At 60.2% G+C, this 13,106-nt stretch carries 7 protein-coding genes; 1 reads left to right on the top strand and 6 read right to left on the bottom strand.

What is annotated here, in order from left to right; genetic code table 11:
* Positions 1-131: 131 nt before the first annotated feature.
* From NW826_RS00185 to NW826_RS00160, 6 genes are all read right to left on the bottom strand, one after another.
* A complete protein-coding gene (locus NW826_RS00185; protein ID WP_414371429.1) occupies positions 132-920 on the bottom strand; it encodes a hypothetical protein in 789 nt (262 codons plus the stop codon).
* 114 nt (positions 921-1,034) lie between these two features.
* Positions 1,035-3,839 (bottom strand): BPTD_3080 family restriction endonuclease, encoded by a 2,805-nt coding sequence (locus NW826_RS00180; RefSeq protein ID WP_414509140.1) that lies wholly within the window; start codon positions 3,837-3,839, stop codon positions 1,035-1,037.
* Positions 3,820-4,245: a HEPN domain-containing protein gene (locus NW826_RS00175; protein ID WP_414509139.1), complete on the bottom strand. Its 426-nt coding sequence runs from the start codon at positions 4,243-4,245 to the stop codon at positions 3,820-3,822. The genes NW826_RS00180 and NW826_RS00175 overlap by 20 nt, the downstream gene beginning before the upstream one ends.
* Complete coding sequence (locus tag NW826_RS00170) at positions 4,229-4,549, bottom strand: nucleotidyltransferase domain-containing protein (protein ID WP_414363840.1); 321 nt, start codon at positions 4,547-4,549, stop codon at positions 4,229-4,231. The genes NW826_RS00175 and NW826_RS00170 overlap by 17 nt, the downstream gene beginning before the upstream one ends.
* Positions 4,546-7,437 carry a site-specific DNA-methyltransferase gene (locus tag NW826_RS00165; protein WP_414509138.1) on the bottom strand — a complete coding sequence of 964 codons (2,892 nt, stop codon included), beginning with the start codon at positions 7,435-7,437 and terminating at the stop codon, positions 4,546-4,548. The genes NW826_RS00170 and NW826_RS00165 overlap by 4 nt, the downstream gene beginning before the upstream one ends.
* Before the next feature lie 107 nt (positions 7,438-7,544).
* Positions 7,545-9,800: a ComEC/Rec2 family competence protein gene (locus tag NW826_RS00160; protein ID WP_414509137.1), complete on the bottom strand. Its 2,256-nt coding sequence runs from the start codon at positions 9,798-9,800 to the stop codon at positions 7,545-7,547.
* 276 nt (positions 9,801-10,076) lie between these two features.
* Here NW826_RS00160 and cphA point away from each other — a divergent pair, with 276 nt between their 5' ends.
* Positions 10,077-12,773, top strand: coding sequence for a cyanophycin synthetase (gene cphA / locus NW826_RS00155; protein ID WP_414334332.1), 2,697 nt, complete (start codon positions 10,077-10,079; stop codon positions 12,771-12,773).
* Positions 12,774-13,106: the final 333 nt, after the last annotated feature.

The following is a 13,106-nucleotide window of genomic DNA, read 5'->3' as shown; positions in this document are numbered from 1 at the left end:
CATCCTCGGTCAGGGATCCCGTCTGCACCTGGGGTGATCTGCTATGGTCATAGCTTAGCCTGGATTTTCCGCGGCCAAGAACCGGCCATGGCGCTTTGAGGACGCTGTTTGAAAAGCAGCTTCCTCTGCTTTTACCAGCGCAATTCAGCCGATTTGATTAAATTGCGAAAGTCGTGGATCACCTCTTCGCAGCGGCGGAAAAAAGCCAGTACCCAGTCCCGCAGCACCTTTTGTTGAGATTCGTCCAGCTCCTTGAGGGTGCCCCGGTAGTGGATTTGGCCGCTGCGCTCGATCTCGAACTGGTTGAGCCACTCGGCTGAGGATCCCTGGCGTTCCACCACTTCCTGCCGCGCTGCCTTCCAATAGTTGACGATCACTGCCTTGCCCAAATAGCCGCTTGTGATCTGGCAGAGGCGATTGAGAGATTGCACAAAGACATCCATCTGCATGCGGCTGCCTGTCGCTGCCGGCTGGGTCGCCTCCTCCCTTGGTGTGGGCTTGCCTTCTGCTAGGGTGGAGCTGGGTTGGGTAGGGTTCCGGACGGCCTCCGCCTGGCTGGTCAACAGGCGAAAGGTGGCCAGGCCCTTCGTCGTATCCTGTTGCAGCTCGGCCCGCAGGCGGTTGACGGCCAAGGTGTAGACCGGCATCACCAGCTCGTCATTGACCGCCACCAGCAACACCCACTCCGGCCCTAAGGGGTAGACAAAGACTCGTTGCTCGGCAAACTGAAAGTCAAAGTAGTCAAGGCCTGGGGGCATGGTCTGCAAAACCTGAAACAGCCCTTCGGCAAGGGCCTGCTGCTGCCGGCTGTCCAAGTTCTGAAAAGAGCGGTAGAAAAAAGGGCGGCCTGTCCGGCTCAGGAGCGCCACCCCCATCACCCCCCGGATGGACAAAAAACTCTCGAGTGTTTCCTTCTCCATGCCCCTCAGGAGCCAACTCGGCCAACACAGCAGAGTAGCTTGGTAGTCCCATACTAAGCGCTCCGCGCCGCTGACGCCCTCACCCCCAGCCCCTCTCCCTCTGGGAGAGGGAAGTCAGAGAATGTCCCGTATCTCGCCAGGGTGACGTGCTACCTTCCACCGCCAGCGACCGAACGCGCCATGGGCATTGACGGCCTGCGTCCACTCGTCCAGATAGCGCTGCTTCACCCGGTCTAGTTCGGTGTTTTGTCCCTTCGTTTCCAAAATGAGCATGTCGCCGTTGGATAGCCGCACAAGAAAATCTGGTCGACACTTGCGTACTACGCCACCATACACATACAGGACTTCGAAGCCCAGGTGATCGTTCTTTGCCCAGGCGCTCACGTCGTCGCTGTTGTCGAGGACGTAGGCATCTGATGCTTCCCAGGTGCTGTCGTAGACGCAGACGTTGATGTGCGACTTGCGTGTGCGTTCACAAGGTTTGCTCGTGTACCAGGTGCGCATTTGACCTGTCGAGCCGATGGGATGATCGCGGTCGAAGACTGGAGTAAGCCGCTCGGTGTTCTCCTGCCGCACCGCCTCGCAGACATGTTGCACAACTCGTGACATGTTGAGGGTGATGATCAGGCGGCGGCGCAGTTCATCCTGATAAAAGAGAGGTGGGGAGATCAAGATGCGGTCAGAACGAATGAACTGCTCGACAATCCGCACCAACTGCGCCAGCAAGATTTCGCGACTGCCTTTCCAGCTTGGCTTCATCTGATCGAACACATCCCGGGCAGTTGCGAAGATAATGCGCTGGGTGCGAAATTCCCGCGCCAACCGCTCTAGCTCAATGCGGCTGATCTGGGTCACGTCTGGCTTGCCTTCAAGAACTGGTGCCAGTTCTGCCACCTGCGGTGTCTGGGCAGCGTTTAGTTCTAGTGGCTGCACCTTTGACCAATCGAGAGTCAACGTTGGTTGAAGTACGCGCTCGATGCGCACCACATTTGGCCAGCGGATCTCAAACTCTGCTTTGGTCGGATCCGGCTCCACCGCGGTCTTGGGTGTTGGTGGTGGCGGCGGGCCATCTCCGCTATCCTCGTGCGGCAAGAAAGTGAAAGGCACACCGAAGATATTGACGTATTCGGGCTCGAGCAGCCCCGTTTGTGGGTTGACCTCGTAGGATGTGCGGCGCAAGCCTCGGCCCACAACCTGCTCGCACAGAAGTTGCGAAGTGAAGGCCCGTAGCCCCATGATGTGCGTCACGGTTTTGGCATCCCAGCCCTCGCTCAGCATCCCGACGGAAATGACATTCTGGATTTTCTCGCCGGGCTGCCCTACCTTACCCACCGTATCTACGATCTTTCGCAAACGTTCTGCCTGCTCTGCTTTGGTCAACTGACGTTCGACTGGTGCGTCTTCCTCTTCTCCATCCTCAGCCTCGTCTGAGGCTTCCACCACTGCAGTGGGCTCTTCCTTTGCCTCAGCCTCTTCTAACACCTTCGAGTCGATGTGCAGGATCCCTTCTGAGTTGCAGAGCTCGTCGATGGGAATGCGCCGTGAGTCGAAGGCGTGTTTCACCCGCGCCGCCGTCTCGGTTCGGTTACAGACGGTGATCATCACGGGCAGCGTGGGCAGGCCAGCCGCTTTCCAGGCCTTCCACGTCTCACGCCAGTCGTAGCCCAGCAAGTAGTAGGCGTTCAGCACCAGGTCGGGCAGCGGCTCCTCTGGCTTGGCCTGGCGGTTCAGGTCGTCCTTCACGTCGGGGTCGTTGTAGATGTGATAGAGCCGCGACTTGTAGGTCTTGGCATCCGGCACGGCATCGTCGCGCACCACCACGCGCGGGGTCTTCACCAACCCCGATTCGATGGCATCGTTCAGCCCAAAGTCGCTGACGATCCAGCCGAAGAGCGCCTCTTCGCTGCTCTTTTTTCCCGAGGGCGCGAAGGGGGTGGCGGAAAAGTCGTAGCAGGTCAGGATGCCGCGCGAGCGATGCAGCCGGTCCAACCCGCCGATCCACACCGTGGCTTCTTCGGCGCTGTCTTTTAAGCCATGCTGGCGCAGATACTTACCTTCCGCCTCCCAGTTGACGCGCCAGGCGTGGTGGGCCTCGTCGTTGATCACCAGCAGGTTGCGGGCATTCGCCATCTCACCCAGCACCTCGCGGGTGTAGGCTTCGTCACTCATTGCGCCGCGCTTGTCTACGCTTTTGCGCTTCTTGATCTGTTCCTCGCTCTCCCAGGCTAGGGCGTGCCAATTGCGAATCAGCACTTTGCCCTGCCGCAGTTTGTCCAGCAGGGCAGAGGGCACAATGTCGAAGGCCTCGTAGTAGTTGCCTGCGCCCGCCGGTTCTAGAACAGCCAGCCGTTTCTTGACCGTCAGCCCAGGCGCAACGACCAGCACGTTCTTCGAGAAACGTGCGTCCTGTGGGTTCGCCACCTTGTTGAGGATGTGCCAGGCAATCACCATCGCCATGACGATGGTCTTGCCCGTACCAGTTGCCATCTTGCAGCACCGCCGATCAAAGTCCCCACCGTCGCCAGGGATCTCAATGCCCACCCGCTCGGCAGGCGGCGCCTCGGTTAGCCAAATGAGCGTCTCCACAGCCTCCAACTGGCAAAAGAAAAAGCGACGTCTGTCGAACTCCTCAGGGTCACGCCAGTGATCCAAGAGCCGCTTGGTGATACTGGTCACACCCGGGTAGCCTGCCTCACGCCAAGCCTTCACGCGCGGGCGGATCTGGTTGACCAGCGGAATCTCCACAAAGATCCCGGGATCGTCGAAAGACTTTGATCCGGGCGTTGCCACTACGTACCCTGCCGGGCGGCGGCCTTCGACCAGTTCAAATAGCCTTGTCTCGCGGTTGTAGCGCCAGTGTTGCCGCGGCTCCTCGTAGGGCGAGTTGATGATCAGGCGGTCAATGGTAGTCCGAGCCATTGCTTTTCTCCCGTTCCGTTGCTGCACTGACTTCTTCCGCTGCCCAACGGCGAATCGCTGTGAGCAGACTTGCCACCTCTTGTTGGGGAATAGGGGCAAATTCTGTGTCGTCGTAGCGAAAGGCAACAGCAAAAGGGTTGAGTTGGCGGAGTTGATCTTCCTCAACCGGCAACAAGATGCCCCGGTCACCAAGCAGACGCGCCAGCTTGACCAGGTCATGGGTGCGTGTAAATTCGATCTGTTGGGCAAACAAGACCGCCTTGAGAGATTTCTCTACCGCTTGCTGGGCATGGAAATAGAGGATAGAAGGGTGAACCTCCGGATCTTTTTTCAAAACTTCAAATGCCTTGAGGTCGCGATCGGCCAAGCGCAGGGATCGCCAGGCCTCTTCAAGATGGGGCTTCATAGAGGGCTCTTCCCTCCTTGCGCGCCCAGTACAGTACGGTGCCCGGAACCTGACTGCGCCGTTGGTATTCGGCCTCCGAATAAACCAGCAGATCAAGCCCTGGGCCAATCGAGCCCACAGCTTTGTGCAAGCGGATCATTTCGCTATACGGGTCGGACACTTCTGGTTCAATCACAATAAGATCCAGGTCAGAGCCAGCGTCGGCGTCGCCGCGGCCATAGGAGCCAAACAAAAGTACGCGGCTGGGCTGTGCCACTGCCACGATCCGTTGAACAATTTCTTGCAGAGCTTGCTCGTCAATCATGTCTCCACCCTTATGACCTTCAGGCTCTCGATGCCCCGGTCATCCACGATCTTGACGGCAATGCGCTTGTGCTCGCCCGGTGCAAAGGGCAACGAGACTGTACCGCGGTACGCCTCAATCAGCTCCTCATCAATTTCAGCTTTAAGGTTGCGCGCCAGCTTCGCCCAGCCATCCTTCTCGCCCGCCATTGGGAAAAAGACCTGCCGGGGATAGAGGCTGCGTCCGTCGTAGTCGGTATCGAGCAGCCAAAGAGCGATCTTGTCTGCGCTACCCGATTCAATCTGCCCGGTCTTGGTGTTGTAATAATCAAAACCGTGCACCACGACGCGCAACTTGCCTTCGTCGGGACCCGAGGTGATGCGCTGCACTTCCACATCAGGTTGCCCAATCAACCAAAACGATTCGTTACTCGCGCGCTTTTTCTTGAGGTCGTCGGTCAAGAGGTCGGCGTTCATTTGGACTTTGAGGAACTGCATGCCGGCCAGCTCGGGCTTCATCTCGTCAATATCCTTGGCCGCTTCGGGATCGAACTGGAAAGCGGCAAAGATCAGCAGCTTGGGTTTGGGAACAAGCATCCGTGCTTCTTCCCAGGCATGCTCGACCTGCCGCTGCTCAAGTGGGCCATATTCCGGGCCAAAGGAGACGACCACGCGCATCGGGTCATAGGCTGGAGCCGACTCGCGCACGGTATTTGCCCCTTCGTCGCTTGGCCGCGTTTCCCCCTCGGCATGCAGCCAGCGACAGCCAGGAAGCGGCTCTAGGCGGGCAAAGCGGATGTATTGCCCCTTCTTGCCGCGAATACCGGTGCGTAGCAGCTCGTCGCGCCATTCGGCCTGGCGCAGGGTCTCGCCGGAGCGGGCAATGGACATGTCGGCAGGTTGCGGCTTCTCCTCTAAAATCTCATCCACCGACTTGACCACAGGCGCAGGCACGGCCTCGACGGTGAACGGGCCGGTGACGCGCACCTTTTTGCGGTCCACAAAGGGCTGGTCGTAAAGCGTCTCCTGCGGCGCGTGGCGGGCAATGGCGGCGTCGATCTCCTTTTGGAGCGTACGACGCGCCTGATGAAAACGCTCGAAGGGATCGCGCGCTTTTTCCGGCCAGTCGGCAGGAAACGCAAAGGGCACCTCCCATTCCACCAGTTCGTTGACCTTGACTACCTGGCCGGCGGGCATGGTGAAGGTTGCCGTGTCGGGCGCGGCGAAGTCCACGAAGTGGCCAGACCGGCCGCCCTGGGTAACCTTAAATTGGACAGGATGACCCTTCAATGCCGCGTTGAGCTCAGCCAGGGCTTTTTCCACCGCCGGATGCAGGCGGGCATAGATGCCGTCAATCTCCGGGTTGTTGGCGATCGATTTGAGTGTTACATGCGGCACGGTCTTGTACTTGAAGCCGCTGCCCACACCCTCTTCGGGACGCGCCAGCTCGTAGTAGTCGAAGACGGCGGTCATCAGCCGCTGGCGGGCGAGCGTGATCGCGACGCGTGAGGTATCGCAAGTGATCCAGCGCCGTCCCCACTGCTCGGCGACATAGGCGGTGGTGCCCGAGCCGCAGGTGGGGTCGAAGACCAGGTCGCCCGGGTCGGTGGTCATCAGGATGCAGCGTTCGATGACTTTGGTGCGCGTCTCAACCACATACTTCTGATCTGGATTGAAGCCGGCAGTGTCGTCCCACACTTCAGACAGCACCTTGAGCGGATAGTCGTCGATGAAATATTTCCACCGAAGTTTGCTGCCATCCTTAGTTATGCGCCCTGTTTGTTTCAACGCCTCCATGCCATCGGGATAGGTCAGCTTCCAGTGGCTGTTCTTGTTGGGCCTGAAGGTTTCTCCTTCGAATTGGAGTGGCGTATCTTCACCCGGCGGCCCCGAGCCCTCTAGGCTTACAAGCTGGAAGACCCTTGCTCCTGCTGGCAACAGCGACGGATCGACCATCTCGGCCCGGGTAATCTTTCGCACGGTACCGTCGGGTAGCTCCACATTACTATAGAAGGCATCAGGTAGCTTTTCAGAATACAACTGGCGATATTTCAGATGTTCTTTATTCCTGGCATACCAGATCAGATAATCGCTCGTCCGGCCTAACTCGTTGGATACCATGCTGCCGGTTTTAGCGAACGTGATAAGTCGCACAAAATTCCCCGCTCCAAACACCTCATCCATCAAACACCGCACCCGGTGCACGTTCTCATCGCTGATCTGCACAAAGATGCTGCCGCTTTCGGTCAAGAGTTCCCGCGCCAGCAGCAGCCGGTCACGCAGGTACGTGAGATACGAGTGGATGCCCAGCTCCCAGGTGTCGCGGAAGGCGCGGATCTGCTCCGGCTCAGCGGTCAGGTCCTCGTCCTTGCCGTCCTTGACGTCGCGCTTGTTCACAAAGGGCTGGAAGTTGGAGCCGTACTTGATGCCGTAGGGCGGGTCGATGTAGATCATCTGCACCTTGCCGGCCATCCCCTCCTTCTCCAGCAGTGAGTTCATCACGAGCAGGCTATCGCCGGCAATCAGGCGGTTGGTCCAGCCGTGCTTGTGCTGGTAGAACTCAATGGCCTGGCGCAACGGTTCCTTACGTTCTTCTTCGAATAGCCCCAGTTGCACGGGTTCGGCTTGGCCGTTCTTCTTCCGTACCGCTTCGATGATGGTGCGCGGATCGATGCGCTCGTGGACGTGCAGGGAGACGGTCGGCACCTCGAACGAGGTATGCTCGGCCTTGCCCGCCCAGACGAGTTGCGGGTCAAGGTGGGGGTCGTAGGCGTAGCGCTTTTTCTTTTGGCCGGCGTCGGGGTCGTTCTCGGGCGTTACCAGCCCCACGAGCGGGTTGTTGACGCGCTCTTTGTCGCGGTGCTCGTAGGACTCGATTGCGCGTTTGGTATCGGTTTTCTTTCCTGCCATCCAGTCCTGCCTATGGGTTTCGTCGTGGGCCTATTGGGAAGGCTAGCTTGAGACTAACTTTTGATCCAACACCGAGCTGTCGCGTCAGCTTTTCTCTCCCAAGCCACCTATCCGTCCAGTTGCGCCCTCAGGGTTTGCACGCCCCGCCGCGACCAGCTCACTGCTCCAACGCGCTCGGCAATGTAGAGGGGCCGCTGCTTTTGCCGAAACCAGGTGGCTACTGCCTCGCCAACAGGGCCGGAGCTGATGCCTGCCTGCACCTGAAAGCGCTCCAGCAAGTCCAGGATCACGGATCCCCCATCCCACCACAGCCAGTCGATCTGGGCCGGCAGTAGGGGGGATCCGGTTAGCTCAGCCTGGACGTTGGTGCCGGCGGATCCCAAGAGCAGCCAACGGGATCCCTCCGCCTCCAGGGTCAACACCAGAGGGTTGGTGTGGACAGCCTGCAGCTTCAGCCGCTCCGAAAAAGGGATCCAATCCGCAGGCCGCAAGACTTGATAGGGGATCCCGGCTGCTTGCACGGCGCTGAGGGAGCGCAGGTAGCTGTCCGAGGCGGCATTGACGCCGCCCCCATCCCAGAACTGCCCGATGGAGAAAGCCGAAAGCAGGATCTCCCAGCCCCCATTGGCCGAGCCGGCAGAGGTCATGGCCACCGCCCCCTCCAGACGGCGCAGGCCCTGCTGCTGCAAAAAGGACAGCACCGTGCGCTCGGCCAAGCGGGGATCGCCGCTGTTCAGTAAGAGATGGCGTCCTTCGGCTTGGATGGCCAGGATGGGGATACGGCCACTGGCCAAAGCTGTGATCTGAACTGGCGGCCCCGGCCACAGCCTCGGCCCCAGCAGGATGGCAGCCATAACCAGAGCAGTACCCTGCCAGCGGAAAGCCCGCCGCCAGCGGGGCCAAAAGGTCAGGGCCACCAGCGCCCCGTAGAGGAGCAGGCACTGCAGCAACGAGACCCTGCCGGTGTAGTAGGAGCTTAGGGGCCAGCCGGCCATCCAGCTCACCCAGTTGATCAAAGGCGTGAGCAAAAACGTCAAGGGCCGGGCCAGCAGGGATCCCAGCCCCGGCCAGATTAAGGCCACCAGGGCCGCCCCAAACCCTGCCACCAGCAGCGGCACTACTAGAAGCAATAGCAGCGGGTTGGCCAGCAGCGAGTAGGTGGGGATGCGGCCAAAGATAACCACCTGTAGCGGCAGGGTCCAGATCTGGGCGGCCAGCGGAACGGCCAGAGCGGTAGCCACCGCCGGCGGCAAAAAGTCCAAGCGGGATACAATCGGCGCCGTCCCCACCAGCAGCCCCAAGGTGGCAGCAAAGCTAAGCTGAAACCCCAAGTCCGTAATCCACAGGGGCTGGTAGATCAAGAGCAAAACTGCCGCCACCAGCAGCGTCCCCAGGGGGTTAAGCCCGACTTTTCCTTCCAGTCTGGGCTCCGTCAGCACCAGCATGGCCGCCACCCCCATCACCGCCGCCCGCAGCACCGAAGGCGTAAACCCCGTCAAGGTGAGGTAAATCCCCAAGACCGCCAGGAGGATCCCTTGCTGCAGGCGCACCGCCAGCCGCCGCGTCAGGACGAACACCACCCCCACCAGCAGCGACACGTGAAACCCAGAGGCCGCCAGGACGTGGGCCAGGCCAACTTCTCGAAAGGCATCCTGCAAATCAAAGTCCAGTTGAGCAGCGCGGGATCCCAGCACCAGGGAAGCCAAGAGGTTCCCCTGCCGCTCCCCCAGCCCGGCAATGAACGCCTCCCGCACCCGCCGCCGCAACACCCAACCTCCCCAGCCCCTCCCGCCCGGTTGGGGAATCACCTCGCGAGCGCTGAACCCCGCAAAAGCCCCCTGCCGCTGCAGATAGACCTGAAAATCAAAGCTGCCTGGGTTCAGGGCTGGACTGGGAAGGTAGAGGGATCCCGTCAGGCGCACCCGCTGGTTGGGATGGAGATCCTGGCTTGGGAGAGCTTCAGGGCTGGCAGTGACGTAGAGCTTGCCGCTCACCTGGCGAGCGGTGGAGTTGGCCTCCAACACCTGCTCCGCCTCAAGCCAAAACTGCCGCCGCTCGCTGCGGGTGGGACGGGGCTCCGCAAGAACGGTGCCCACCAGGCTCATCTGCGGCTGCGGCGCCAGCAGGCTAATATCCGTCGGGCCGGGAACCGGCTGCCGCCAGCCCAGGTAGGCCCAGGCCAGGCAGCCCACCAGACCCATCGCCAGCCAGGTGCGGGCCAAACGCGGTCGTCGCCGCCACCCCAGGGATCCCACCAATCCCAGCCCCAGCGGGATCCCCCAGCCCCAGCCGCTCACCGCCGGCCAGGCCCGCAGCAACAGGCCCAGGATCCAGCCCAGCCCCAGCAGATAGGTTCTTTCCATCTCCTCGCAGCACGTTTGCCCCCACTGTACTGTCGCCCTCAGGCGGGATCCATGGCGTTGTCTTAACCTTGCTCGCCTGCCAAAAAATCGTATTAAAGGATACTCTTTCTCGCCCCTGGCAAAGGGAGTGTAGATTAGGGCTGTTCGCGTGGCGAGCTGTTCAAGTGCTTTGCAGCACCAGGTAGGGCTCGCAGATGCCGAGGAAGTTCCCCGCGCCAACCTTCTCAGATAAGCAGCAGTCGTCTGTTCCCCTCTCTACCGTTTTCCTTGAACCCTATGCGCATTCGATCCATCCGCGTTCTCAGTGGCCCCAACTACTGGAGCATCCGTCGTCACAAGCTGATCCAAATGCGGCTCGATCTGGAAGACCTGCGGGAGCGCCCCACCAACACCATTCCGGGTTTTAAAGAAAGGTTGCAGACCTTGTTGCCGGGACTGTGGGAACATCAGTGCTCCCGCGGCTGCTATGGGGGATTCTTGCAACGGGTGGAAGAGGGTACCCTCATGGGCCATGTGGTGGAGCATGTGGCTTTGGAACTGCAGACCCTGGCCGGCATGAAAGTGGATTTTGGCCGCACCCGCGAAACCTCCACCCCCGGCACCTACAACGTCGTCTTTGAGTATCAGGAGGCAGAAGCCGGGCGCTTTGCCGCCAAAGCTGCAGTGTATCTCTGTCAGGCCTTGGTGGATGGAGAAGACTACCGCCGCGACCTGGAGCTGGACATCCAAGAGTTGCGAGAGATCCGAGAAAACGTCCGCTTCGGTCCCAGCACCCAAGCTCTGCTGGATGAGGCCGCCCTGCGCGGCATCCCCTATCTCCGCCTTAACAAGGGATCCCTGGTGCAACTGGGGTACGGAGTCTACCAAAAGCGCATCGAAGCCACCACCACCGAAAAAACCAGCATCATTGCCGCCGACCTGGCCGCCGACAAACGGGCCACCAAAGAACTGCTGCAAGACATGGGGATCCCGGTGCCCAAGGGCTACACCGTGCGGCGTCGCAGCGAGTTGGCGGCCACTATCGAGGATGTGGGGGGCTTTCCGGTGGTGATCAAGCCCCTCAACGCCAACCATGGCAAGGGCATCACCGTCAACATCACCAGCTTGGAGGCCGCCGAGATCGCCTACGATGCGGCCAGCCAGTACTCCGATGTGGTGTTGGTGGAACAACACCTGGTGGGGGATGACTACCGCCTGCTGGTGATCAACAACAAACTGGTGGCCGTGGCCAAACGGATCCCAGCCCATGTAGTGGGGGATGGCCGCTCCACCATTCAAGAGTTGATCGATGCGGTCAACCGGGATCCGCGGCGGGGGTTTGGTCACGAAAACGTGCTGACCCAGATCAGCGTTGACGACATGACCCTGCGCATCCTGGAGAGCAAAGGCTACACCCTGGATACCGTGCTGCCCGAAGGAGAGCATTGCACCCTCAAGTCCACGGCCAACTTGAGCACCGGCGGCATTGCCGTCGATTGCACCGATATCATCCACCCCTACAATGCCTTTATTGCCGAGCGGGCAGCTCAGATCATCGGCCTGGATGTGGCGGGCATCGACCTCATCTGCCCGGACATCGCCCAGCCCGTCAACGAAACCGGCGGCGGCATCGTCGAAGTGAACGCCTCTCCGGGTTTGCGTATGCACCTGGCCCCCAGCGAAGGGATCCCGCGCAATGTGGCCGAGCCCATCATCGACATGCTCTTTCCCCCCGGCAGCCACACCCGTATCCCCATCCTGGCCGTCACCGGCACTAACGGCAAAACCACCACTACCCGCCTGATCGCCCACATCCTCAAAGGTATCGGCAAGCGGGTCGGCTTTACCACCACCGACGGCGTTTACATTCAAAACCATCAAATTGCCAAGGGAGACATGACCGGCCCCCACAGCGCCCGCCTGGTGCTGCGGGATCCCACCGTAGAAGTGGCGGTGCTGGAAACGGCACGGGGCGGTATCTTGCGGGAGGGTTTGGGGTTCCCGGAATGCGACATTGGCGTGGTGCTCAACGTAACCTCAGATCACCTGGGGCTGGGGGACATCGAAACCCTGGAAGACATGGCCCGCGTCAAATCGGTTTTGGTGGAGGCGGTACACGAGCGGGGCTACGCCGTCTTAAATGCCGACGACGGCCTGGTGGCCGCCATGGCCGCCAACGTCAAGGCGACGGTGGCCTATTTCAGCATGAACCCGGAGAATCCCCTCATTCAAAAGCACATTGCTTCCGGGGGCACAGCGGCTGTTTATGAAGAGGGTCACATCTCGATTTTGAAACGGGGCTGGAAACTGCGCATCGAAGATGTAACCAACATTCCCCTCACCCTCTCCGGCAAGGCCAGCTTCATGATCCAAAATGCCCTGGCCGCCACCCTGGCCGCCTTCCTGCACGGGGTTTCCATCGACGACATCCGCATGGCACTGGGCACCTTTACCAGTTCTGTGGCTCAAACCCCCGGTCGGCTCAACTTGTTCGATGTGGGCGGCTACCAGGTGTTGGTGGACTACGCACACAACCCGGCAGGCTACGAGGCCATTCAGAGCACCCTGGAACGCTGGGATTGTCAGCGGAAGATTGGCGTGATTGGCGGCCCCGGGGATCGGCGCAACAGCGATCTGAGAGAGTTGGGAGTCCTGGCGGCGCGGATGTTCGACCGAGCCATCGTCAAAGAAGATGATGACCGGCGGGGACGGGAGCCAGGCGAAGTGGCCGCTCTGATCCGGCAGGGTTGGGAACAGGAAAAGGCAGGGGATCGCTTGCAGGAGATCCTGGATGAGGCAACTGCCATCGAAACTGCTTTGGAAAAGGCCGAACCCGGAGACCTGGTGGTGATCTTTCCGGCAGACGTGCAGCGCACCATCCAGATCATCACCCGCTTCCAAGACAAGCTTAACCCCAAACCCAGTTACCGTGGCTCTTCCTACAGCATGGGCCCAAACTTGATCTCCCCCAGCCCTGAGGGCAAACCGTCTTGAGCCGGCTGCCGACAACTCCAGAATGCTTCATGGTTGCCAGAAGCATGCCCCCGTTCCCTAAAGAGTATTGGGAATTGAGTGGGCGGAGATGGCCCATAACCCCCCGGCGGCGATATCCTGGGTTTAGGCTTGCCAGGGCCAGGCTGGCTCAGCTTGTCTTTTGTGGAGGAGCAGGTGTAGAGACTCCATTCCGTTTGTGCGAACGGTTCAAGGGATCCTCGCTTTTTAAGGCTCTTTTAAGGAACCTTAAGCGTTTCTAAAAAAGCTCAAAGAGGGCGGACAGAACGTTAGGGATCCCAAGCGACTTTGGGAACATCGTTAGGGTAATAGTGG

The sequence above is a fragment of the Synechococcus sp. OH20 genome (genome assembly GCF_047502685.1).
GTDB lineage: Bacteria > Cyanobacteriota > Cyanobacteriia > Thermostichales > Thermostichaceae > Thermostichus.
Note: the sequence above shows the minus strand (reverse complement) of the source record. Positions and strands in the feature narration are given on the sequence as shown.